The sequence below is a fragment of the Streptomyces sp. BE20 genome (assembly GCF_036322525.1).
GTDB lineage: Bacteria > Actinomycetota > Actinomycetes > Streptomycetales > Streptomycetaceae > Kitasatospora.
In genome coordinates this window covers 170,340-193,547 of the sequence record NZ_JAQYWW010001223.1, presented here as the reverse complement: position 1 = coordinate 193,547, position 23,208 = coordinate 170,340, and the positions used below count along the sequence as shown (strand labels likewise).

Here is a 23,208-nt window from a genome sequence, read left to right as displayed (position 1 = left end):
GGGAGAGGGCGGCCAGGGAGCGCGGCCGCCGGGGCGGGAACGGTACGAAGGGGAGACGGGGATGGCGGTGCGGCAGCGGCTGGCGGCGGCGGTGGCCGTCGCGGTGCTGGCGGGCGGCCTGACCGGTTGCAGCGGGTCCGGCGGCCCGGCGCCGGGTCCGTCCGCTTCCGGCGCCGCGACCCCGACCCCGAGCAGTGCCTCGCCGACCTGGCCGGCCAGGCCGACCGACCGCTCGCCGCACGGCGTGCTGCTCTCCGCCCAGCTGGCCATGCAGACCGCCCGCCGGGCCAAGGTGAGCTACCGCCTGGGGGCGGACGCCGGCTCGGGCCCGCTGTTCTGGCAGCCGAAGACCGCGCTCCAGGTCAAGCGGTCCACCCCGGCCGAGGCCGAGCAGCTGATCGTCGTGGACACCGTCGCCTACCAGGGCGGGGACGCGGCCACCGCGGCCCGGCAGGGCGGGCGGCACTGGGAGCGGTTCGCCGTGGCGCCCGGCCCGGACGGGCACCGGGAGGTCCCGTACGCGGGGCTGATCGACCTGCTCAACCCAGTGGTGGCGCTGGCCGCCGCGACCGCCGACGGTGTCACCGCGCAGTACGTCGGCGAGGAGAAGTTCGAGGACTCCACGGTCGAGCACTACCGGGCCGTCACCGACGCCGCGCGCTACGCGGCGGCCCAGACCCAGCTCGGCCAGGCCCGCCGGGACGGCCTCCGGGCCGCGCTGGCGCCCGGTGGCTCGTCCTCGCTCACCCTGGACCTCTGGCTGAACGACAAGGACCAGCTGGTCCGGCTGCAGCGGACCGGCGCCGGGGAGAGCGGCCGGGTGGACGACTCGGTGCTCTACACCGATCCGGGCGGGGCGCTCTCGGTGCAGGCGCCGGCGGAGGCGGACACCGTGGACGTGGGCATCCGGAGCATCTCGCCGTTGAGCCGTTGAGCCGTTGAGCCGTTGAGCCGTAGGGCCGTAGGGCCGTAGGGCCGTTGAGCCGTAGGGCCTTGGGTCGAGGGCTGTCGCGCCGCGGGACCGCCGGCCCCGGGCCGGCCTGCGGCTTCGGGCAGATGGGCGATTTGCCCCGGGCGGCGGTGTCCCGCTACTGTGGCGGAAGCCAAAGACCGCTGGTTGTCGCCGTGGGCCCGCGAGGGACCGCGCGACCGAAGGATCTGCGCTTCACGCGCAGGCAGCCCGCGCAGGATTGTTTGGAGCTTGGACTTCCGGCCCGTGCGCCTCGTGCACACGTCCGTCGAGGTCGTACTGAGCCCCGTGCGCCTGCGCACCGGGGCTCTTCTGCATTTTCCGCAGGGGGATCCCTTCCGTCCAGTGGTCCACGGCTGAATGGTCGACTTTCGCGGTCGGCCGGACTTCGACATCACGGAAGGAGGCGTAAGCCTATGGCTAGGCCCGACAAGGCTGCTGCCGTCGCCGAGATCACGGAGCTTTTCCGTGGCTCGAACGCGGCGGTGCTGACCGAGTACCGCGGTCTCACGGTGAAGCAGGTTAAGACCCTGCGTCGCTCGCTGGGCGAGAACGCCCAGTACGCCGTGGTGAAGAACACGCTGACCAAGATCGCGGCCAACGAGGTCGGGATCACGGAGCTCGACGACCTGTTCGCCGGTCCGACGGCTGTCGCCTTCGTCACCGGTGACCCGGTGGAGTCGGCGAAGGCTCTGCGTGACTTCGCCAAGGACAACCCCGCTCTCGTCATCAAGGGCGGTGTCCTTGACGGTAAGGCGCTGACCGCCGACGAGATCAAGAAGCTCGCGGACCTCGAGTCCCGCGAGGTGCTGCTCGCCAAGCTGGCGGGTGCCCTGAAGGCCAAGCAGTCCCAGGCTGCCGCGCTCTTCCAGGCCCTGCCGTCGAAGCTCGTCCGCACGGTGGACGCGCTGCGCGACAAGGTCGAGCAGGGCGGTGCCGGTACGCCGGCTCCCGCCGCCGAGGACGAGGCCGCCGAGTAATTCGGCAGGCTCACGCCTCGCTGCGGGCCCGTACGCCCGCCAACCCGTACATCCGGCACCACCTGCCGATTTAGTGGAAGGACGCCAATCATGGCGAAGCTGTCCCAGGACGAGCTGCTCGCGCAGTTCGAGAACCTGACCCTCATCGAGCTGGCCGAGTTCGTCAAGGCGTTCGAGGCGAAGTTCGACGTCACCGCCGCCGCCCCGGTCGCCGTCGGCATCGCCGGCCCGGCCGTCCCGGCCGAGGTCGTCGAGGAGCAGGACGAGTTCGACGTCATCCTTGAGGGTGCCGGCGACAAGAAGATCCAGGTCATCAAGGAGGTGCGCACCCTGACCTCCCTCGGCCTGAAGGAGGCCAAGGACCTCGTTGACACCGCTGGTGCCAAGGTCCTGGAGAAGGTTGCCAAGGACGTTGCCGAGAAGGCCAAGGCCGCCCTTGAGGGTGCCGGCGCCAAGGTCACCGTCAAGTGATCTCGCGCCCCCTCCTCTGAGGGGGCCTGAGGCCGGGCCGATCACCCTTACGGGTGGTCGGCCCGGCCTTTTCGCGTTCCCGGCCCAGGACGGCCCACAGGCCCGCGGAGCGCCGGCCGGACGGGGCGTACACCGGAGTGGCCGAACGTCCACTCGGCACTGTCGGTGCGGGCGGGTATGGTGATCGCTGTCATCGCCTGACGCTCCCACCACGGCTTCTGTAACGCCGGGGGGCCCACGGCCGATGGACGGGTCGAGGTCCGCAGCCGGAGGCGGGCCCTTGACGAACCGGACGGGTCGCGCGATTCTCAAGGCGCGAGTCCGACCCGGTTGGTCCGCCGCTGGATGCATAACCAGTGGCTCCGGCGGGAAGTGACTCCACGTGAGTCCTGGGCCCGGCAAGTCCGGGCCGATGCAGTACCCGTCGGGCGTTCGCGTCCGACGGCAACCGGGAGGAGTCTCCGATTCGGTCTCCGAATCAGAGCTGGACAGCAGTGTCGCCATTGGCTACACTGTCCCTTTGCGCTGCCTGTTAGCTGCTCCGTGACTCGTCGCCCGGAGTATGCGTTGCCCTGAAGGGGTCTGGCATCGCCTCCGCAAAGCGGCTCTGACCTGGGATTCACTCCCGGGCGGAGGCCGGCGGCGAGGAGGCGGGACCAAGCCCAGCCAGGCCCGGCTGGTACGCGCGTAGTGAGCTCCGAGCCCTCGGAAGGACCCCCCTCTTGGCCGCGCCGCGCAACGCCTCGAACAATTCCGCCGCATCCACCGCCCCGCTCCGCGTCTCGTTCGCGAAGATCAAGGAGCCCCTCGAGGTACCTAACCTCCTCGCCCTGCAGACCGAGAGCTTTGACTGGCTGCTCGGCAATGCGGCCTGGAAGTCCCGGGTCGAGGCGGCGTTGGAGAGTGGTCAGGACGTCCCCACGAAGTCCGGTCTGGAGGAGATCTTCGAGGAGATCTCCCCGATCGAGGACTTCAGCGGGTCGATGTCGCTGACCTTCCGCGACCACCGTTTCGAGCCGCCGAAGAACTCGATTGACGAGTGCAAGGACCGCGACTTCACGTTCGCGGCCCCGCTCTTCGTCACGGCCGAGTTCACCAACAACGAGACCGGTGAGATCAAGTCTCAGACGGTCTTCATGGGCGACTTCCCGCTCATGACCCACAAGGGCACGTTCGTGATCAACGGCACCGAGCGTGTCGTCGTGTCGCAGCTGGTCCGCTCCCCGGGCGTGTACTTCGACTCCACCCTGGACAAGGTGTCCGACAAGGACATCTACTCCTGCAAGGTCATCCCCTCGCGTGGTGCCTGGCTGGAGATGGAGATCGACAAGCGCGACATGGTCGGTGTCCGCATCGACCGCAAGCGCAAGCAGTCCGTCACCGTGCTGCTCAAGGCGCTCGGCTGGACCAACGAGATGATTCTCGAGGAGTTCGGCGAGTACGAGTCGATGCGCGCCACCCTGGAGAAGGACCACACCCAGGGCCAGGACGACGCGCTGCTCGACATCTACCGCAAGCTGCGTCCGGGCGAGCCGCCGACCCGCGAGGCCGCGCAGACGCTTCTGGAGAACCTCTACTTCAACCCGAAGCGCTACGACCTCGCCAAGGTCGGCCGGTACAAGGTCAACCGGAAGCTGGGCAACGCCGAGTCGCTGGACTCCGGCGTGCTCACCGAGCCCGACATCATCGGTGCGATCAAGTACCTGGTGAAGCTGCACGCCGGCGAGGTCGAGTGGAGTGACGAGACCGGCCGCGACATCGTGGTCGAGGTCGACGACATCGACCACTTCGGCAACCGCCGCCTGCGCAACGTGGGCGAGCTCATCCAGAACCAGGTCCGTACGGGTCTCGCCCGTATGGAGCGCGTCGTGCGTGAGCGCATGACCACCCAGGACGTCGAGGCGATCACGCCGCAGACCCTGATCAACATCCGGCCGGTCGTCGCCTCCATCAAGGAGTTCTTCGGCACCAGCCAGCTGTCGCAGTTCATGGACCAGACGAACCCGCTGTCGGGCCTGACCCACAAGCGCCGTCTGTCCGCCCTCGGCCCCGGTGGTCTCTCCCGTGAGCGCGCCGGCTTCGAGGTCCGTGACGTGCACCCCTCGCACTACGGCCGCATGTGTCCGATCGAGACCCCGGAAGGCCCGAACATCGGTCTGATCGGGTCGCTGGCCTCGTACGGCCGGGTCAACGCGTTCGGTTTCATCGAGACCCCGTACCGCAAGGTCATCGAGGGTGTCGTCACCGAGCAGGTCGACTACCTCACGGCCGACGAGGAGGACCGCTACGTCATCGCGCAGGCCAACGCCCCGCTGACGGCGGAGCTGACCTTCGCCGAGCCGCGTGTCCTGGTCCGCCGCCGTGGCGGCGAGATCGACTACATCCCGGGCACCGAGATCGACTACATGGACGTCTCGCCGCGCCAGATGGTGTCGGTCGCGACCGCCATGATCCCGTTCCTCGAGCACGACGACGCCAACCGCGCGCTCATGGGCTCGAACATGATGCGCCAGGCGGTGCCGCTGCTGAAGAGCGAGGCCCCGCTGGTCGGCACCGGCATGGAGTACCGCTGCGCCGTCGACGCCGCGGACGTCATCACGGCCGAGAAGCCGGGTGTCGTCCAGGAGGTCTCGGCCGACTACGTCACCGTGGCCAACGACGACGGCACGTACACCACGTACCGCGCCGCCAAGTTCACCCGCTCCAACCAGGGCACCGCCTTCAACCAGAAGGTGCTCGTGGACGAGGGCGCCCGGGTCGAGGCCAACCAGGTGCTGGCCGACGGCCCGTGCACCGACGAGGGCGAGATGGCCCTCGGCAAGAACCTGCTCGTGGCGTTCATGTCGTGGGAGGGTCACAACTACGAGGACGCGATCATCCTGTCGCAGCGCCTCGTGCAGGACGACGTCCTCTCCTCGATCCACATCGAGGAGCACGAGGTCGACGCCCGTGACACCAAGCTCGGCCCCGAGGAGATCACCCGGGACATCCCGAACGTCTCCGAGGAGGTCCTCGCCGACCTCGACGAGCGCGGCATCATCCGCATCGGCGCCGACGTCGTCACCGGCGACATCCTGGTCGGCAAGGTCACCCCGAAGGGGGAGACCGAGCTGACCCCGGAGGAGCGCCTGCTCCGCGCGATCTTCGGTGAGAAGGCCCGTGAGGTCCGCGACACCTCGCTGAAGGTGCCGCACGGTGAGTCCGGCAAGGTCATCGGCGTCCGCGTCTTCGACCGCGAAGAGGGCGACGAGCTGCCCCCGGGCGTCAACCAGCTGGTCCGCGTCTACGTGGCCCAGAAGCGCAAGATCACCAACGGTGACAAGCTCGCCGGCCGTCACGGCAACAAGGGCGTCATCTCGAAGATCCTGCCGGTCGAGGACATGCCGTTCCTGGAGGACGGCACCCCGGTCGACATCATCCTCAACCCGCTGGGTGTCCCGTCCCGAATGAACCCGGGACAGGTCCTGGAGATCCACCTCGGGTGGCTCGCCAAGCAGGGCTGGGACGTCTCCGGTCTCGCCGACGAGTGGGCCCAGCGCCTGCAGGCGATCGGCGCCGACACCGTCGAGGGTGGCACCAACCTCGCCACCCCGGTCTTCGACGGCGCCCGCGAGGACGAGATCACCGGCCTGCTGGACAACACCACCCTCACCCGTGACGGTGAGCGCCTGGTGAACTCCACCGGTAAGGCCCGGCTGTTCGACGGCCGCTCCGGCGAGCCGTTCCCGATGCCGGTCTCGGTCGGCTACATGTACATCCTCAAGCTGCACCACCTGGTCGACGACAAGCTCCACGCCCGCTCGACCGGCCCGTACTCGATGATCACCCAGCAGCCGCTCGGTGGTAAGGCGCAGTTCGGTGGTCAGCGCTTCGGTGAGATGGAGGTGTGGGCCCTTGAGGCATACGGCGCGGCCTACGCGCTGCAGGAGCTCCTCACCATCAAGTCCGACGACGTTCTCGGCCGTGTGAAGGTCTACGAGGCCATCGTCAAGGGCGAGAACATCCCCGAGCCCGGCATTCCCGAGTCCTTCAAGGTGCTCATCAAGGAAATGCAGTCGCTCTGCCTCAACGTGGAGGTGCTGTCCTCGGACGGCCAGTCCATCGAGATGCGGGACTCCGACGAGGACGTGTTCCGCGCCGCCGAGGAGCTCGGCATCGACCTGTCCCGGCGCGAGCCGAGCAGCGTCGAAGAGGTCTGACGGAGGCTGGGCCGGCCCGGTGACGGGCCGGCCCGCCCCCAGGCCCCCCTCAGACCACATGAACGACTCTCGACTTACGAAAGAGGGCTTGACGACCAGTGCTTGACGTCAACTTCTTCGACGAGCTCCGCATCGGCCTGGCCACCGCCGACGACATCCGCCAGTGGTCCCACGGCGAGGTCAAGAAGCCGGAGACCATCAACTACCGCACCCTGAAGCCCGAAAAGGACGGACTCTTCTGCGAGAAGATCTTCGGCCCCACCCGGGACTGGGAGTGCTACTGCGGCAAGTACAAGCGCGTCCGCTTCAAGGGCATCATCTGTGAGCGCTGCGGCGTCGAGGTGACCCGCGCCAAGGTGCGCCGTGAGCGGATGGGCCACATCGAGCTGGCCGCCCCGGTCACCCACATCTGGTACTTCAAGGGTGTGCCGTCCCGCCTCGGCTACCTGCTCGACCTGGCGCCGAAGGACCTCGAGAAGGTCATCTACTTCGCCGCCTACATGATCACCTGGGTCGACGACGAGCGCCGCCAGCGCGACCTGCCGTCCCTGGAGGCGCACGTCTCGGTCGAGCGCCAGCAGATCGAGAACCGTCGCGACTCCGACCTCGAAGCCCGCGCCAAGAAGGCCGAGACCGACCTGGCCGAGCTGGAGGCCGAGGGCGCCAAGGCCGACGTGCGCCGCAAGGTGCGCGAGGGCGCCGAGCGCGAGATGAAGCAGCTGCGCGACCGCGCGCAGCGCGAGCTCGACCGTCTCGACGAGGTGTGGGCGCGCTTCAAGAACCTCAAGGTCCAGGACCTGGAGGGCGACGAGCTGCTCTACCGCGAGCTGCGCGACCGCTTCGGCACCTACTTCTCCGGCTCGATGGGCGCGGCGGCCCTCAAGGACCGCCTGGAGACCTTCGACCTGGCGGAGGAGTCCGAGCGCCTGCGCGAGATCATCCGCACCGGCAAGGGCCAGAAGAAGACCCGCGCGCTCAAGCGCCTCAAGGTCGTCTCCGCGTTCCTGCAGACCACCAACAAGCCCAACGGCATGGTGCTGGACTGCGTCCCGGTCATCCCGCCGGACCTGCGTCCGATGGTGCAGCTGGACGGTGGCCGCTTCGCGACCTCCGACCTGAACGACCTGTACCGCCGCGTGATCAACCGCAACAACCGCCTGAAGCGGCTTCTCGACCTCGGCGCGCCCGAGATCATCGTGAACAACGAGAAGCGCATGCTCCAGGAGGCCGTCGACGCGCTGTTCGACAACGGCCGTCGTGGTCGCCCGGTCACGGGCCCCGGCAACCGCCCGCTGAAGTCCCTCAGCGACATGCTGAAGGGCAAGCAGGGTCGTTTCCGTCAGAACCTGCTCGGCAAGCGAGTCGACTACTCGGCCCGTTCGGTCATCGTCGTCGGCCCGCAGCTCAAGCTGCACCAGTGCGGTCTGCCCAAGGCCATGGCGCTGGAGCTCTTCAAGCCGTTCGTGATGAAGCGCCTGGTCGACCTGAACCACGCGCAGAACATCAAGTCGGCCAAGCGCATGGTCGAGCGCGCCCGCCCGGTCGTGTGGGACGTCCTCGAAGAGGTCATCGCCGAGCACCCGGTGCTGCTGAACCGTGCACCCACCCTGCACCGCCTCGGCATCCAGGCCTTCGAGCCCCAGCTGGTCGAGGGCAAGGCCATCCAGATCCACCCGCTCGTCTGCACCGCGTTCAACGCGGACTTCGACGGTGACCAGATGGCCGTCCACCTGCCGCTCTCCGCGGAGGCGCAGGCCGAGGCCCGCATCCTGATGCTGTCCTCGAACAACATCCTGAAGCCGGCCGACGGTCGCCCCGTCACCATGCCGACCCAGGACATGGTGCTCGGTCTGTTCTTCCTCACCTCGGACCGGCCGAAGGTCAAGGGCGACGGTCGTTCCTTCTCCTCGACCGCCGAGGCGGTCATGGCGTTCGACGCCAAGGAGCTGGACGTCCAGGCCGTCATCGACGTCCGCCTGCCGATCGGCACCGTCCCGCCCCGCAGCTGGACCCCGCCGGTCGACGAGGACGGTCAGCCGGCCTGGTTCGAGGGCGAGTCCTTCCGCCTGCGCACCACCCTGGGCCGCGCGCTCTTCAACGAGCTGCTGCCCGAGGACTACCCGTTCGTCGACTACGAGGTGGGCAAGAAGCAGCTCTCCGCGATCGTCAACGACCTGGCGGAGCGCTACCCCAAGGTCGTCGTCGCGGCGACCCTGGACAACCTGAAGGCGGCCGGTTTCCACTGGGCCACCCGCTCGGGTGTCACCGTCTCGATCTCGGACGTCGTCGTCCCGCCGCAGAAGGCCCAGATCCTCGAGGGCTACGAAGCGCAGGCCGAGAAGATCCAGAAGCAGTACGAGCGCGGTCTGATCACCAACGACGAGCGCAAGCAGGAGCTCATCGGCATCTGGACCCGGGCGACCAACGAGGTCGCCGAGGCGATGAACGCCAACTTCGAGAAGACCAACCCCATCTTCATGATGGTGGACTCGGGCGCTCGAGGAAACATGATGCAGATGCGCCAGATCGCCGGTATGCGTGGTCTGGTGTCGAACGCGAAGAACGAGACGATCGCCCGTCCCATCAAGGCGTCGTTCCGTGAGGGCCTCACCGTTCTCGAGTACTTCATCTCGACCCACGGTGCCCGTAAGGGTCTGGCCGACACCGCTCTCCGTACCGCCGACTCCGGTTACCTCACCCGTCGTCTGGTCGACGTCTCCCAGGACGTCATCATTCGCGAGGAGGACTGCGGTACCGAGCGCGGCCTGAAGCTGGCGATCGGCACCGTCGGTGCCGACGGCGTCCTGCGCAAGACGGACGACGTCGAGACCAGCGTCTACGCCCGCATGCTCGCCGAGGACATCACGGTGGACGGCAAGCTCCTTGCCACCGCCAACACCGACCTCGGCGACGTGCTGATCGACGAGCTGATCCGCCACGGCATCAGCGAGGTCAAGACCCGTTCGATCCTGACCTGCGAGTCGGCCGTCGGCACCTGCGCCTTCTGCTACGGCCGCTCGCTGGCCACCGGCAAGCTGGTCGACATCGGTGAGGCGGTCGGCATCATCGCCGCCCAGTCCATCGGTGAGCCCGGTACCCAGCTGACCATGCGTACCTTCCACACCGGTGGTGTGGCCGGTGACGACATCACGCAGGGTCTGCCGCGTGTCGTCGAGCTCTTCGAGGCCCGTACCCCCAAGGGTGTGGCCCCGATCTCGGAGGCGCAGGGCCGGGTCCGCATCGAGGACACCGAGAAGACCCGCAAGCTGGTCGTCACCCCGGACGACGGCACCGACGAGATCGCCTACCCGGTCTCGAAGCGTGTGAAGCTGCTGGTCGGCGAGGGCGAGGCGGTCGAGGTCGGCCAGAAGCTGACCATGGGTGCCACCAACCCGCACGACGTCCTGCGCATCATGGGCCAGCGTGCCGTCCAGATCCACCTGGTCGCCGAGGTCCAGAAGGTCTACAACTCGCAGGGCGTGTCGATCCACGACAAGCACATCGAGATCATCATCCGGCAGATGCTCCGCCGCGTGACGATCATCGAGTCGGGCGACGCCGAGCTGCTCCCGGGCGAGCTCGTCGAGCGCGGCCGCTTCGAGCAGGAGAACCGTCGCGTGGTCTCCGAGGGCGGTCACCCCGCCTCCGGCCGTCCGCAGCTGATGGGTATCACCAAGGCCTCGCTGGCCACCGAGTCCTGGCTGTCGGCCGCCTCCTTCCAGGAGACGACCCGGGTCCTGACCGACGCGGCGATCCACGCCAAGTCGGACCCGCTGCTGGGCCTCAAGGAGAACGTCATCCTCGGTAAGCTCATCCCGGCCGGTACGGGTCTGCCCCGCTACCGCAACATCCGGGTCGAGCCGACCGAGGAGGCCAAGGCCGCGATGTACTCGGCCGTCGGCTACGACGACTACGACCTGTCGCCCTTCGGCGCCGGCTCCGGCCAGGCGGTCCCGCTGGACGACTACGACTACGGCCCGTACACCGGCTGAGTCCACGGTTGAACCGCAGGGCGGTCACCCCTCACGGGGTGGCCGCCCTGCGGCGTTCCCGGGGGCTTCCCGGGGCTTCTGGCGCCTGATCTCCCGCCCGGTGCGGGCCCGTGCTGCGGGGCGGTCGGTCCCCGGTGGGTGGCCGGCGGGTGGTGTTTTCGGGGGCCGGGGGAGTCCGGTTAGGTTTCCCGGCCGTGGTCGCGTAAGGTCGTGTTTACCGACGCGGGGTGGAGCAGCTCGGTAGCTCGCTGGGCTCATAACCCAGAGGTCGCAGGTTCAAATCCTGTCCCCGCTACTGAATCGAAGGGCCCGGAGGCACATCGCCTCCGGGCCTTTCGGCGTTTTGCCCTCCTGCGAGGGGCCGGGGGAGTCCGGTTAGGTTTCCCGGCGGTAGTCGCGTAAGGTCGTGTTTACCGACGCGGGGTGGAGCAGCTCGGTAGCTCGCTGGGCTCATAACCCAGAGGTCGCAGGTTCAAATCCTGTCCCCGCTACTGAATCGAAGGGCCCGGAGGCACATCGCCTCCGGGCCCTTCGGCGTTTCCCCGTTTCCCCGTTTCCTCCGCCCTCCCTCCTGCGGGGGAGGGCGGGAAACGGGTCGGGCGGGGGAAGCGGGGGCGGGGGCCGGCGCGGCAGGCTCGGGGCGTCGGCAACGGACGTGGACGAGAGGGTGTCGGGGATGGGTGCGAAGCGGGCGTTGGGGGCCGTGGCGATCACGGGGGCGGTGCTGCTCGGGTCGGTGGGGTGCTTCTGGGACGAGGACGAGCGCCGGACGGTCTCCTACGGGGTGGCCGAGCCGGTGCGGGAGCTGGTGGTCGAGGGGCGGACCGGGGGGATCGAGGTCCGCGCGGGGGACACGGTGCGGGTGGTCGAGAAGCAGAGCTACCGCGGCCCCGCGCCGGAGACCCGGCACGAGGTGCGGGACGGCACGCTCAGGCTGGCGTACGACTGCTCGGACTGCGGGGTGGGCTACGAGGTGACCGTGCCGGCCGGAACGGTGGTGCGGCTGAGCAGCGAGACCGGCGGGATCCGGCTGCACGGGCTGGCCGGCGAGGTGGAGGCCAAGGTGGGCACCGGTGGCGTCCAGGGGACGGCGCTGACCTCGCCGACGGTGCGGGTGAGCGCCGAGACCGGTGGTGTCGAGGTGGCGTTCGCGGCGAGCCCGACCACGGTGGAGGCGCGGTCGGTGACCGGCGAGGTCAGGGTGCGGGTGCCGGGCGGGGAACCGTACGCGGTGGACGCGGAGGCGGTGACGGGCGAGGTCGAGGTGGCGGTGCCCCGGCAGGCCGGCGCGCCGCGCACCATCTCGGCGCGGACCGACACCGGGGGTGTGGTGGTCACCGATGCCTGACCGCGTGGTGCGGGACGCCGGCCGGGGCGTGCTCACGCTGCTGCCGGTCGGGCATGATCTTCTCCGCGGGGTGGGCCTGCCCGCGGACGGGGGAGGTGTCACGGTGGGGCGAGCGGTGCGCTGGCGGGCGGGGCTGGCCGGGGTCAACCCGTACGTGGTGGACGGCCTGTTGACGGTCGGCTCGGCGGGGGTCTCGCTCTGGTCGGTGTACCACGACGACACGGCGTGGTCCTGGTGGGCCTATCTGCTGGCCCTGGGGACGGCCCTGCCGTTGCCGTGGCGGCGGATCGCCCCGGTCACGGTGCTGGCGGTCAGCGGCGGGGTGTCGGCGGTGCTCTCGGTGCTCGCCCACTCGGCGATGCCGCAGCTGCCGTTGTACGCCGTGGTCACCCTCTACACGGTGGCCGACCGGGCCAGGGACGGGCAGCGCTGGGCCGTGCTGGCCGTGGTGGTGGTCGCCAACGTGGTGGGGACGCGGTCGCCGAACGGCATGCTGTTCTCGCTGCTGACCTCGGTCGGGGCGTTCGTCTTCGGCTCGCTGGTGCGTGAACTGCGGAGGCTGGCGCAGGTGGAGTCGGAGCGGGCGCGGGAGGCCGGGCGCCGGGCGGCCAGCGACGCGGCGCGCGCGGTGGCCGAGGAGCGGGCCCGGATCGCCCGGGAGATGCACGACATCCTGGCGCACGCCGTCTCGCTGATGGTGATCCAGGCGGAGGCGGGGCCGGTGGTGGTGCGCTCGGACCCGGAGCGGGCGATCAGGACCTTCGACACCATCGCCGACTCCGGGCGGGACGCCATGGTGCAACTGCGTCGGGTGCTCGGCGTGTTGAAGGAGGAGGGGGCGGCGCCCGAACTGGCGCCGCAGCCGCGGCTGGCGGAGCTCGCGGCACTCGCGGAGCGGGTGCGTACGGCCGGGCTCTCGGTCGATCTCGACCTCGGACGCGTCGGCGGTCCGCTGCCGGCGGACGTGGAGGCGGCCGCGTACCGGATCGTGCAGGAGGCGCTGACCAACACGGTCAAGCACGCGGGCGCCTCGCACACGCTGGTGCGGGTGGTCCGGGAGGGGGAGGAGCTGGCGGTCGTGGTCTCCGACGACGGGCGCGGTGTGCCGTTGCCGGCCGGCCGGGCCGCGAGCGGCTGGTCCGGGGGGCGCGGGCTGGTCGGCATCCGGGAGCGGGCGGCGGCCTGCGGCGGCCGGGCCGAGGCCGGTCCCGGGCCCGACGGCAGGGGTTTCCTGGTGAGCGCCCGGCTGCCGTTGGGGGCGTCCGGGCTGGTGGGCGGAGTGGGCGGAGTGGGTGGATGAAGCCGATCCGGGTGGTCGTCGCGGACGACCAGGAGCTGGTGCGGGCCGGGTTCGGGATGATCCTGGACGCGCAGCCGGACATCGAGGTGGTCGCCGAGGCGGGCGACGGCGCGGAGGCGATCGAGGCGGTCCGGGTGCACGGGCCGGACGTGCTGCTGCTGGACGTCCGGATGCCGGTGATGGACGGGCTGGAGGCGGCCCGCCAGGTCTGCGCGGAGTACCCGGAGACGAAGGTGATCATGCTGACCACCTTCGACGCCGACGACTACGTCTTCGACGCGCTGTACGCGGGAGCCAGCGGGTTCCTGCTGAAGGACGTCCGCCGGGACGACCTGGCACACGGTGTGCGGATGGTGGCGTCCGGAGAGGCGCTGCTGGCGCCGTCGGTGACCCGCCGGCTGATCGGCGAGTTCGCCGCCCGGCGGCCGGGCGGCGCGGAGCGGGCGGTACGGCCGCCGTCCGGGCTGCTGGAGCAGCTGACCGGGCGCGAGCGGGAGACGCTGCGGCTGCTGGCCCGGGGGCTCTCCAACGCCGAGATCGCCGCCGAGCTGGTGGTGAGCGAGCACACGGTGAAGACCCATGTCAGCAATGTGCTGGGCAAGCTGGGTCTGCGTGACCGGGTGCACGCGGTGGTGTTCGCGTACGAGGCGGGCGCGGTGGTGGCGGGCGAGGGCTGACGGCTCCCCCGCGCGGGGGAGGGGCCGGATTCGCCGGTGCGGGCGATCCGCGACGAGGGCGGCGGCGGACAGGATCCGGGGTGGCGGAACAACGACGGCCCCAACCTCGGGAGAGCACCCATGGACACCTCGACGCTCGGTCGCGTCACCCCGTTCGCGGTCATCGGCGGACCCGTTCTGATGGCGCTGTACGGCGGCATCCGGCTGCTGGACGGATCGCGTGACCCCGGTGCGGGCTGGCTGGTCGGTCACGGCCTGATGCTGGCGGGGCTGGTGCTGTTCGCACCGGTGCTCGTCGCGCTGGAGCGGCGGCCGGCGCCGCACCGCACGGCGGCGGGCAGGGTCGCGGCGCGCGCCGCCCTGGGAGTGGCGTCCGCAGGGCTGGCGGCGTCGGTCGTGCAGATCGTCATCGACCTGTACGTGGGGGCGGTGGCCGTCGACAAGGCGGACCAGCACCGGCTGTTCGACAGCGTCCAGAGTCATCCGGGGGTGGTGCCGGTGGTCTACTCGGTCGGTCCGGTGCTGTTCTACGTCGGTCTGCTGGCGCTGCTGGTGGCCGGCGCGGTGGGCCGGGCGCGCACGCTGCGCTGGTGGAGCCCGGTGCTGGTGCTGGCCGGGACGGTGCTGACGGCGGCGGACCTGGCGCTGATCCCGGTCGCTGCGGGCTGCTACCTGGTGGCGCTGGCTCCGTTGGCGGGCTTCGGCGCCGGCGCCGGGCGGCCGGTCGTGGCCTGAGCGGGCCTGAGCGGGCCTGAACGGGGCCTGAACGGGGCAGGCCGGGGCGCGGGCCTGCGCGCGACCTGGGGCGGATATCGGTGGCGGGCCGGCGAGGAGTGGCCGTACCGTCCGGGGCATGAACGCGAAGCGCCCGCTGATCGCCGTGCTCACCGGCGCCGGCATCTCGACCGACTCCGGCATCCCCGACTACCGCGGCCCGAACGGACTCTGGCAGCGCGATCCGGAGGCCCCGCGGCTGGTCACCATCGGCCCGTACACATCGGACCCGGACGTTCGCCGCCGGTCCTGGCTGATGCGCGCCGAGGTCGGCGCGCTGGCCGCCGAGCCGAACGCCGGGCACCGGGCGCTGGTCGACCTCGAACAGTCCGGGCTGCCCGTCCGGGTGCTCACCCAGAACGTCGACGGGCTGCACCAGAGGGCCGGCCAGTCCCCCCGCAAGGTGCTCGAACTGCACGGCACCGCACAGGAGGTGCAGTGCATGCGGTGCAAGGTGGTGGGCCCGGTGGCGGAGGCGCTGGACCGGGTGGCGGCGGGCGAGCCGGACCCGGCCTGCCGGGCCTGCGGCGGGGTGCTGCGGCCGCGGACCGTCATGTTCGGCGAGCAGCTGGACCCCCAGGTGATCCAGCAGGCCGACGCCGTCAGCAAGGCCTGCGACCTGTTCCTCGCTGTCGGCACCAGCCTGCAGGTCTTCCCGGTGGCCGAACTGCCGTACAGCGCGCTCGGGAACGGGGCCCGGCTGATCGTGATGAACGGCGAGCCGACCCCGTTCGACGAGGTCGCCGACGAGGTGATCCGCGAGCCCATCTCCACCGCGCTGCCGGACCTGGTCCGCCGGCTGGTGGCCCGGTACGTCTGAGACCTCCGACTCGCCCGGGCCCCGGGGGCCCGGGCGAGTCGGTGACGAACAGGTATCCACTGGACGAACTGCCCAGTCCCGCAGGGTGGTTCTGCGCTACGCTGCGGCACGGAGCGGCGTGGCCGGATTCCGGCCACCGGGGGGAGGCTGCGCGGGCGGCTCCGCCCGCGCACCGCACCGGCCACGGGCGTTCACCCCCGCGGCGGCGCGCACCGAAGGAGCCCTCATGACGTCAGGTCGACTGCTGGACCGTCGTGCGATCGGGGGTGAGCTGCGCGCTCTGGCGGCCAGGCCCGGCCTGGTGGGTCGTCAGGAGGAGCTCAAGGAGCTCGGGTTGGCGATCTCGGGCACCGGCGACCTGGACCAGTGGGCCGACCTCGACCTGGTGCAGAGCTTCGTCCGGCCGGAGAGCGTCCGGGCGGCGGTCCGGCCGCGGCCCGAACCGAGGTTCTGGTCCTGGCTCGAAGTCGCCCTGGGTGGACTGGTGTTCGTCCCGCTGCTGGTCACCTGGGCCGGCCTGATGCAGGCGACCAGCGCCTACCAGGCCCTGATCGGTGCGGATGCGGCGCAGGCCGCCCGGCCGTTCCTCCAGCTCTGGCAGACCGGCTTCGAGGGCCGGCTGGCCGGCTGGGCCACCTTCGGCGACATCGCGCTGTCCGCCACGCTGTTCATCGCCCTGCTGCTGGTCTTCTCCGTCGCGCACGGCGTCCGCAGGGCCGGGACCGAGCGCCGCGAGACCGGGGCGGTGCAGGAGGCGGAGGAGCTGCTGGCCGAGCTGGCCCCGGTGCTCACCCGGGCGCAGCTGGTGCTGAACGAGCGCCGCCGGTCCTCGCCGCAGCGGTTCGTGGCCGAGCTCACCGGCGCGGCGGAGACCCTGGAGCGGCTCGGTCGGCAGGCCGCCGACACCCAGCGGGACCTCAGCGATGCGGCGCTGGTGGTCGAGCGGTCGGTGACCGGGGCCAGGGAGCGGCTGGCCGAGGTGGGCGCGGCGGTCGACCCGCTGCGGCAGGCGGTCGACGGGATCGAGAAGGCGGTCGACGGCGTGGGGAAGGCCGTGCGGGACAGCGGCGAGAAGCTCGCCGGGACCGTCCGGGACGGCGCCGCCGCCACCGACGACCTGGTCTGGCGCGGCGGGCAGCAGGCGGCCGACGCCGCCGATGCCGTACGGCGGGCCACCGAGCGGGTCGGCGCCGAACTGTCCGACGCGGGCGAGCGGGTGGAGGACGCGGTGCGGGACCTCGCGGTCGCCCAGCGGGGGTTCACCACCGGCGCGGAGACCGTCGCCGATGTCGGCGGGCGGCTGCTGGAGCAGCTCGACGGGCTGGCCCGGGAGGTCGCGTCGATGGCCGACCGGGTCACCGCGGCGGCCTCGGCGGCCGCGGCCGCGGCGGCGCGGGTGGACGCCCGGGACGAGCGGCGGGCCCCGGGCCCGGGAGCACTGCTGGTCAGGACCGTGTCGGAGCCCGGACCGGGCGCGGGCGGCACCCGCTCGCGCCCCTCGGACCCGTCGGACGCCCCGGGGACGCCGGCGCCGGGCGTCTCGGACGCGGTCGCGGTCGCGGACGAGCGGACGCTGCTGGAGCTGGACGAGGTGCCGGTGCGGCAGGCGGGCCGATGAGGGACCGGTTCCGAACCGGGCGGCCGCGCGTCCGGAGCGCACACCTCGCGGGCTGGCTCTTCGCGGACCTGCTGCTGGTTCTGGCCCTGGTCGCGATGGGCGACCAGGGCGACCCGGTGGCGGCCGCGCGCGCCACCGCGACGCCCGCGCCCGCGCCCGCGGCCACGGCCACGGCCGACGCGAGTGCCACCGCCTCCGAGACACCCCGGCCGACGCCCACCCCCACCGGCCCGCGCGGGGTGGAGCACGACGCGGTCACCGTCGACGTCACCGGGGACTCCTCCGACACGGCCGGCCTGGTGGCGCAGATCCGCGCGGCCACCGAGCGGTACGCCGGGCGCCAGGCCGCGGTGGTGCTCACGTTCGGCAGCAACCGCGACCCGGGCGCCGGACAGGCGTACGCGCACACCGTCAACGGGCTGCTCGCGCAGGCCCGTCCGGAGATGTTCCGGGGCACCACCACCCGGGACTTCATCTCGCTGACGGACAACCCCCGGCACGCCTCGCTGGAGATCTACTTCTACACCGGCTGACCGGGGCCCCGGCCGTCCGGTCCGGGCCCCGTTCCGAACCGTGCCCCACACCTGCTGTGAACTGCGAGACCAAGGAGAAGTGCCGTGCAGATCCTCCCGTTCTACGCCGTGTGCGACGAGTCGGGGTCGATGAGCGCCGACGTCGACACCCTCAACAAGGCCCTGTTCAACCTCCACCAGGAGATCAGCACCAACCCGACCATCTCCGACAAGACGCGGTTCGGGCTGATCGGCTTCTCCACCGACGCCAACGAGCTGCAGCCGCTGGTCGATCTGAGCGACCTGGACGAGCTGCCCGCCCTGGAGGCCTCCGGCCTGACCTCCTTCGGCAACGCCTTCACCCTGCTCCGGCAGTCCATCGAGCGGGACGTACAGCAGCTGAAGGCGGAGGGCCACGACGTCTACCGTCCGGTGGTCTTCTTCCTCTCCGACGGCGTGCCGACCGACTCCGACTGGGAGCAGCCGTACCAGGACCTGCTCGCCGCCGCGTTCCGGCCGCACATCATCGCCTTCGGCATCGGCCAGGCGGACCGCACGGTGATCGCGCACGTCGCCACGTTCAAGGCCTTCATGCAGGAGGAGGGGTCGGCGGACCCGGCGGTCGCGCTGCGGGAGTTCGCGGCCAGCCTGACCCGGTCGATCGTCCGCTCGGTGAGCGGGGCGACCGCGGCCGGGCAGGGCATGAGCCTCCAGGTCGACGACCACGTGCCCGGGTTCACCGCCGTCTCGCTCGACAAGCTCTGAGCGGGGTCGCCAGGTGAACCCGTACGACAATCCGCAGGGCAGTCCGTACGACAACCCGCACGGCAACCCACAGGGCGGTCAGGGCCCGGAGCCCGTGTCCGAGCGGGCCTTCGACCCGATCGACGTCGCCTCGTCCGTCTACGAGCACGGCTGGGGGCCGGGCCCGGTCGCCCCGGCCCCGGCCAGGCCCGTGCCGTCCACCCCGGTGCCGTTCCTGCCGCATCCGGCCACCACCGGGCCGGACGCGGCGGGGCAGCCCGGCCGAGACCGGCCCGCGGCGCCGCCCGGCGTGCCGCCGGCACCGGCGGCGGGAGCGTCCGGCCCGGTGCCGGTGTTGGGCGAGGAACCCGGCGCCGTCCACCACGTCGGCCGCAAGCCCCCGGCCTACACACCCGAGCCGACCGGCATCGCGGACGTCGGCGCCGACCTCTACGCGGGGACGCTGCCCGACACCGTGGTGGACGGCGGCACCTTCGGCCCGGTCACCGTCCGGGCCGCCTCCGTCCGCGGCGACTCGCACCGCTACCGGGGCGAGTGCCGCCAGGACGCCGTCCTGGTCACCCGGGCCGGTGACCTGCTGCTGCTCGCGGTGGCCGACGGCGTCGGCTCCCAGCAGCACTCCCAGCGCGGTTCCAACGGCGTCCTGCGGCTGCTGGCCCGGCAGGTCGCCCACAAGGCGGAGACGCTGCTGGCCTGCCTGCGGATCGGGGCCGAGGCCGACTTCGCGGTGCTCATGGGGCAGATGGTCGCGGCGGTGGCGGGCGAGCTGGCGAAGGACGCGGGGCAGTGGGGCCTGGACCCCAAGTCGTACGCGACGACGCTGCGCGCCCTGCTGGTGCCGGCCGACGCGGACGTCGCCGCCCGCGGCTTCGTCTCGGTCGGCGACGGCGGCCTGCTGCGCCTGCGGGAGGGCGGCTGGACCAACTGCGAGCAGGACGAGGACGACGGCGCGCTGATCAGCACCCGGACCCACTGCCTGCCCGAGGCCTACGAGCAGACCCGGGTCCGGTTGATCACCGACACGCGCCCCGGCGACCTGCTGGTGCTGTGCACCGACGGTCTGGCGCTGCCGTTGCTGAAGGAGCCCGACCTGCAGGACTTCCTCGCCGACCGGTGGGGCGGCCCGGACGTCCCCGGCCTGGCCGAGTTCCTCTGGCAGGCCCAGGTGAGGGTGCGCAGCTACGACGACGACCGCACGGCCGTCTGCCTCTGGGAGGCCGCCCGGTGAGCGCCCCGGACATCGCCACGGCGCTGGCCGGCGGGGCGGACGTGGAACTCGCGCTGCTGGCGGTGGGGGCCGAGGCCGGGCGCGGTGGCCAGGGCCTGGTGCAGCGCCTGGCCGGCTACCCGGGCCTGCTGTTCAAGCGTTACCTCGACCCCGGGAAGGTGCACGGCCCGGCCCTGGCCGAGCTGGTCGCCCTGCGCCTCGCACTCCCCGGGGAGGAACGGGACCGGCTGGACGCGCAGGCCGCCTGGCCGCTCTGCCGGGTGGTCGACGGCCCGGGCTGCGTCGGGTTCCTGATGCAGGAGGCGCCGGCCGCGATGTCCTGGCAGACGGGTGCCGGCGGGCGCAGGCTCACCGAGGCGCAGTACCTCTTCTACCCGGAGAAGCCCGCGACCCAGGGCGTGGTCCGCCCGGACCCGGAGCAGCGGCTCGCCCTGGTGCTGGAGCTGGCCGGGCTGATCGAGCGCCTGCACCGCTGGGGGCTGGTGATCGGTGACCTCTCGCACGCCAACGTGCTCTGGTCGGTGGTCCCCGAGCCCGCCGTCCATCTGCTCGACTGCGACGGTATCCGCCGGGTCGGGGCGGCGCCGGTCCTGGAGCAGACCGACACGCCCGACTGGGCGGACCCGCTCTCCCCGCACGGCAGCAGCGCCACCGTGGACAGCGACCGCTACAAGGCGGCCCTGCTGTTCGGGCGGACCCTGGCCCAGGACCCCTACCTCACGCCGGGGCAGCCGTTCGAACCGCTGCCGGACGTGCTGACGGACCGGCAGCTGGCGACGGTCCGCCGGATCTGGGAGCAGGCCGGCGGGCCGTACGGGACCAGGCCGGACCTGACCGCCTGGCTGCTGGCGCTCGGCGGCCGGGGCAGCATCCCGCTCGGGGCCGGCGGTCCGGCCAGGGCCGCCCGCCCGGTCGACGAGCGGCTGTTCGACGGTCGGGCCCCGCGGGGCAGCATCCCGCTGCGCCGCCCGACCTGACGCGGGCGGGCCGGAGGCCGGCGGGCCGCACGGGGGGCGTAGGAGGAGGGCCCGTACGAGGAGGGCCGCACGGGGGAGGGGACGGGGGAGGGGACGAGGGAGGGGACGAGGGAGGGGACGAGGGAGGGGCCGGACATCGGAGGGGCCGGAGGCCGGACGGACTGCATGCGTACGATGATCCTTCCGGCTTCCCCTCACGGCCTGGAGTGATCGACCGATGACGACGACACCGAAGTTCGACCCCTGGTCGGCGGAGTTCGTGGCCCACCCGTACGACGCCTACGCCGACCTGCGCGAGCAGGCCCCGGTCACGTACTACGAGCCGACCGGGCAGTGGCTGGTCTCGCGGTACGAGGACGTCAGCGCCCTGCTGCGGGACCGCCGGCTCGGCCGGACGTACACCCACCGCTTCAGCCACGAGGAGTTCGGGCGGCCCCTGCCCGACCCGGCCCACGAGCCGTTCCACACCCTCAACGACAACGGCCTGCTCGACCTGGAGGCGCCCGACCACACCCGGATCCGCCGGCTGGTCTCCAAGGCCTTCACCCCGCGCATGGTCGAGGGGCTCCGCCCGACCGTCCGGCGGCTCGCCGGCGAACTGGTGGACGGCCTGCTCGCGGCCGGCGGCGGCGACCTGATCGGAGCCGTCGCCGAACCGCTGCCGGTCGCGGTGATCGCCGAGATGCTCGGTGTCCCCGAGGCCGACCGGCACCTGCTGCGCCCGTGGTCCGCCGACATCACCGGCATGTTCGAACTCAACCCCACCGAGGAGGCCGCCCGCCGGGCCGTCACCGCGAGCGTCGAGTTCTCCGACTACCTGCGCGCCCTGATCCGCGAACGCCGCGCCGCCCCCGGCACCGACCTGATCAGCGCGCTGATCCACGCCCAGGAGGGCTCGGACGCGCTCAGCGAGCAGGAGATGATCTCCACCTGCGTGCTGCTGCTCAACGCCGGCCACGAGGCCACCGTCAACACCACCGGCAACGGCTGGTGGGCGCTGTTCCGCAACCCCGGGGAACTGGCCCGGCTGCGCGCCGACGTCGACGGGCTGCTGCCCACCGCCGTCGAGGAGCTGATGCGCTGGGACACCCCGCTGCAGATGTTCGAGCGCTGGGTGCTGGAGGACGTCGAGGTGCGCGGGGTCACCGTCCCGCGCGGCTCGGAGGTCGCCCTGCTCTTCGGCTCGGCCAACCGCGACCCGGAGCGGTTCACCGACCCGGACCGGCTCGACCTCGGCCGCGCCGACAACCCGCACATCACGTTCGGCGCCGGAATCCACTTCTGCCTGGGCGCCCCGCTTGCCAGACTGGAGCTCACCGAGTCGTACGGCGAGCTACTGCGCCGGGCGCCGGGCCTGCGGCTGGTCCGCGAGCCCGAGTGGCGCCCGGGCTACGTGATCCGCGGGCTCAAGGAACTGCTGGTCGAGGTCTGACGGTTCGGCCGACGGCCGGGCGAGGGGGAGTGCATCGTGGGCAGGGGCAAGGCGACGGGCGCGCTGCTGGGGCTGGCGATCGGCGACGCGATGGGCAGGCCGACCGAGTTCGAGGACATCGAGCAGATCGCCCGGCAGTGGCCCGACTGGCGGGAACTCCCCCTGCCGGGCCGGGCGCTGATCACCGACGACACCCAGATGACGCTCGCGCTGGCCCGCGGCCTGCGGACCGCCCTGGAGACCGGTCCGCTCACCGCGGCCCGGCTGGAGCCGCCGGTGCGCGAGGAGTTCCTCGACTGGTGGCGTTCGCCGGACAACAACCGTGCCCCCGGCAACACCTGCCTGGCCTCCTGCGCGCGGCTCAGCACGCCCGGCCGCCGGTGGCAGAGCGCGAGCGACACCGGTTCCAAGGGCTGTGGCGCCAACATGCGGGTCGCTCCGCTCGGCCTGATCCGCGAGCCGGCGCCGGCCCAACTGGCCGGCGCCGCCCAGCTCCAGTCCGGGCTCACCCACGGCCACCCCACCGCGCTGGCCGCCAGCGATCTCACCGCCTTCGCCGTCCGCGAGCTCGCCGAGGGCCTGCCGCCGGCCGGCCTGCCCGCCGTGCTGCGCGCGTACGCGCTGGCCAACCGCACCCGGTACGACCGGTCCTGGCTCGGCGACCTCGCCGACCACGCCCAGGACAGCACCCCGGAGGCGTTCATCGCCCGCGGCTGGGACGACTGCCTGGCCGTCCTCGACCGGCTCACCGCCGCGCTCGCCGCACCCGACGTCGAGGCCGACCCGTGCCTGGCCACCGGCGAGGGCTGGATCGCCGAGGAGGCGCTCGCCACCGGACTGCTCTGCTTCCTGCTGCTGCCGGACGACCCGGTGGCCGCCGTCCGCCGGGGCGCCTACTCCTCGGGGGACTCCGACTCGATCGCCTGCCTGGCCGGCGCCTTCGCCGGGGCGCACCTGGGCGCGGACGCGTGGCCCGCCGAGTGGGTGGAGCGGATCGAGCACCGGGACGAACTGCTGGAGTTCGGCGCGCTCTGGGACTGATCCCGGCCCCGCGGCCGGCGGGGCCCGTGGAACCGCCTCGGGCCCCGCCGCGTCGAACCGGCACCGAGGCGCGGGCACCGGCCCGCGCCGCCGACCCATGGGAC

At 71.9% G+C, this 23,208-nt stretch carries 17 protein-coding genes and 2 tRNA genes; all 19 read left to right on the top strand.

The genetic code is table 11. From position 1 onward, the window contains the following. Positions 1-61 precede the first annotated feature (61 nt). On the top strand, positions 62-934 hold the full coding sequence (locus tag PUR61_RS43150) for a hypothetical protein (protein WP_329885424.1): 873 nt from the start codon (positions 62-64) through the stop codon (positions 932-934). A 452-nt stretch (positions 935-1,386) separates the two neighbouring features. Then, positions 1,387-1,950, top strand: coding sequence for a 50S ribosomal protein L10 (rplJ, locus tag PUR61_RS43145; RefSeq protein ID WP_329885423.1), 564 nt, complete (start codon positions 1,387-1,389; stop codon positions 1,948-1,950). An 87-nt stretch (positions 1,951-2,037) separates the two neighbouring features. Continuing rightward, a complete protein-coding gene (rplL, locus tag PUR61_RS43140) occupies positions 2,038-2,421 on the top strand; it encodes a 50S ribosomal protein L7/L12 (protein ID WP_329885736.1) in 384 nt (127 codons plus the stop codon). A gap of 722 nt (positions 2,422-3,143) precedes the next feature. Then, positions 3,144-6,620, top strand: coding sequence for a DNA-directed RNA polymerase subunit beta (rpoB, locus tag PUR61_RS43135; protein WP_329885422.1), 3,477 nt, complete (start codon positions 3,144-3,146; stop codon positions 6,618-6,620). Positions 6,621-6,718: 98 nt separating this feature from the next. Continuing rightward, the gene (locus PUR61_RS43130) at positions 6,719-10,612 is read left to right on the top strand and encodes a DNA-directed RNA polymerase subunit beta' (RefSeq protein ID WP_329885421.1); all 3,894 of its coding nucleotides are present in this window, start codon (positions 6,719-6,721) and stop codon (positions 10,610-10,612) included. Between the two features lie 221 nt (positions 10,613-10,833). After that, positions 10,834-10,907: transfer RNA gene (locus PUR61_RS43125), tRNA-Met, on the top strand. Positions 10,908-11,029: 122 nt separating this feature from the next. After that, positions 11,030-11,103 (top strand) — tRNA-Met (locus PUR61_RS43120). 185 nt (positions 11,104-11,288) lie between these two features. Next, on the top strand, positions 11,289-11,960 hold the full coding sequence (locus tag PUR61_RS43115) for a hypothetical protein (protein ID WP_329885420.1): 672 nt from the start codon (positions 11,289-11,291) through the stop codon (positions 11,958-11,960). After that, positions 11,953-13,260 carry a sensor histidine kinase gene (locus PUR61_RS43110; RefSeq protein ID WP_329885419.1) on the top strand — a complete coding sequence of 436 codons (1,308 nt, stop codon included), beginning with the start codon at positions 11,953-11,955 and terminating at the stop codon, positions 13,258-13,260. The genes PUR61_RS43115 and PUR61_RS43110 overlap by 8 nt, the downstream gene beginning before the upstream one ends. After that, on the top strand, positions 13,257-13,937 hold the full coding sequence (locus PUR61_RS43105; RefSeq protein WP_329885418.1) for a response regulator transcription factor: 681 nt from the start codon (positions 13,257-13,259) through the stop codon (positions 13,935-13,937). Before PUR61_RS43110 ends, PUR61_RS43105 begins: the two co-directional genes overlap by 4 nt. A gap of 120 nt (positions 13,938-14,057) precedes the next feature. Continuing rightward, entirely contained in the window at positions 14,058-14,672 is a 615-nt protein-coding gene (locus PUR61_RS43100; RefSeq protein ID WP_329885417.1) for a hypothetical protein, read from the top strand. A 118-nt stretch (positions 14,673-14,790) separates the two neighbouring features. Continuing rightward, entirely contained in the window at positions 14,791-15,531 is a 741-nt protein-coding gene (locus PUR61_RS43095; RefSeq protein WP_329885416.1) for an SIR2 family NAD-dependent protein deacylase, read from the top strand. Between the two features lie 226 nt (positions 15,532-15,757). Continuing rightward, the gene (locus PUR61_RS43090; RefSeq protein WP_329885415.1) at positions 15,758-17,149 is read left to right on the top strand and encodes a methyl-accepting chemotaxis protein; all 1,392 of its coding nucleotides are present in this window, start codon (positions 15,758-15,760) and stop codon (positions 17,147-17,149) included. After that, positions 17,146-17,682 carry a hypothetical protein gene (locus PUR61_RS43085; protein WP_329885414.1) on the top strand — a complete coding sequence of 179 codons (537 nt, stop codon included), beginning with the start codon at positions 17,146-17,148 and terminating at the stop codon, positions 17,680-17,682. Before PUR61_RS43090 ends, PUR61_RS43085 begins: the two co-directional genes overlap by 4 nt. An 84-nt stretch (positions 17,683-17,766) precedes the next feature. Continuing rightward, positions 17,767-18,426 (top strand): vWA domain-containing protein, encoded by a 660-nt coding sequence (locus PUR61_RS43080; RefSeq protein ID WP_329885413.1) that lies wholly within the window; start codon positions 17,767-17,769, stop codon positions 18,424-18,426. 13 nt (positions 18,427-18,439) lie between these two features. Then, positions 18,440-19,654, top strand: coding sequence for a PP2C family serine/threonine-protein phosphatase (locus PUR61_RS43075; protein ID WP_329885412.1), 1,215 nt, complete (start codon positions 18,440-18,442; stop codon positions 19,652-19,654). Then, a complete protein-coding gene (locus PUR61_RS43070; RefSeq protein WP_329885411.1) occupies positions 19,651-20,631 on the top strand; it encodes a hypothetical protein in 981 nt (326 codons plus the stop codon). Before PUR61_RS43075 ends, PUR61_RS43070 begins: the two co-directional genes overlap by 4 nt. Before the next feature lie 217 nt (positions 20,632-20,848). Then, entirely contained in the window at positions 20,849-22,063 is a 1,215-nt protein-coding gene (locus PUR61_RS43065) for a cytochrome P450 (RefSeq protein ID WP_329885410.1), read from the top strand. 36 nt (positions 22,064-22,099) lie between these two features. Then, positions 22,100-23,104, top strand: a complete 1,005-nt coding sequence (locus PUR61_RS43060) for an ADP-ribosylglycohydrolase family protein (RefSeq protein ID WP_329885409.1) — start codon at positions 22,100-22,102, stop codon at positions 23,102-23,104. The last annotated feature ends 104 nt before the right edge of the window (positions 23,105-23,208 follow it).

Excerpts from the sequence above, each read along its gene's own strand:
- PUR61_RS43150 (WP_329885424.1), top strand. The coding sequence starts at position 62 with ATGGCGGTGCGGCAGCGGCTGGCGGCGGCGGTGGCCGTCGCGGTGCTG.
- rplJ (WP_329885423.1), top strand. The coding sequence starts at position 1,387 with ATGGCTAGGCCCGACAAGGCTGCTGCCGTCGCCGAGATCACGGAGCTT.
- PUR61_RS43115 (WP_329885420.1), top strand. The coding sequence starts at position 11,289 with ATGGGTGCGAAGCGGGCGTTGGGGGCCGTGGCGATCACGGGGGCGGTG.
- PUR61_RS43110 (WP_329885419.1), top strand. The coding sequence starts at position 11,953 with ATGCCTGACCGCGTGGTGCGGGACGCCGGCCGGGGCGTGCTCACGCTG.
- PUR61_RS43105 (WP_329885418.1), top strand. The coding sequence starts at position 13,257 with ATGAAGCCGATCCGGGTGGTCGTCGCGGACGACCAGGAGCTGGTGCGG.
- PUR61_RS43100 (WP_329885417.1), top strand. The coding sequence starts at position 14,058 with ATGGACACCTCGACGCTCGGTCGCGTCACCCCGTTCGCGGTCATCGGC.
- PUR61_RS43095 (WP_329885416.1), top strand. The coding sequence starts at position 14,791 with ATGAACGCGAAGCGCCCGCTGATCGCCGTGCTCACCGGCGCCGGCATC.
- PUR61_RS43090 (WP_329885415.1), top strand. The coding sequence starts at position 15,758 with ATGACGTCAGGTCGACTGCTGGACCGTCGTGCGATCGGGGGTGAGCTG.
- PUR61_RS43085 (WP_329885414.1), top strand. The coding sequence starts at position 17,146 with ATGAGGGACCGGTTCCGAACCGGGCGGCCGCGCGTCCGGAGCGCACAC.
- PUR61_RS43065 (WP_329885410.1), top strand. The coding sequence starts at position 20,849 with ATGACGACGACACCGAAGTTCGACCCCTGGTCGGCGGAGTTCGTGGCC.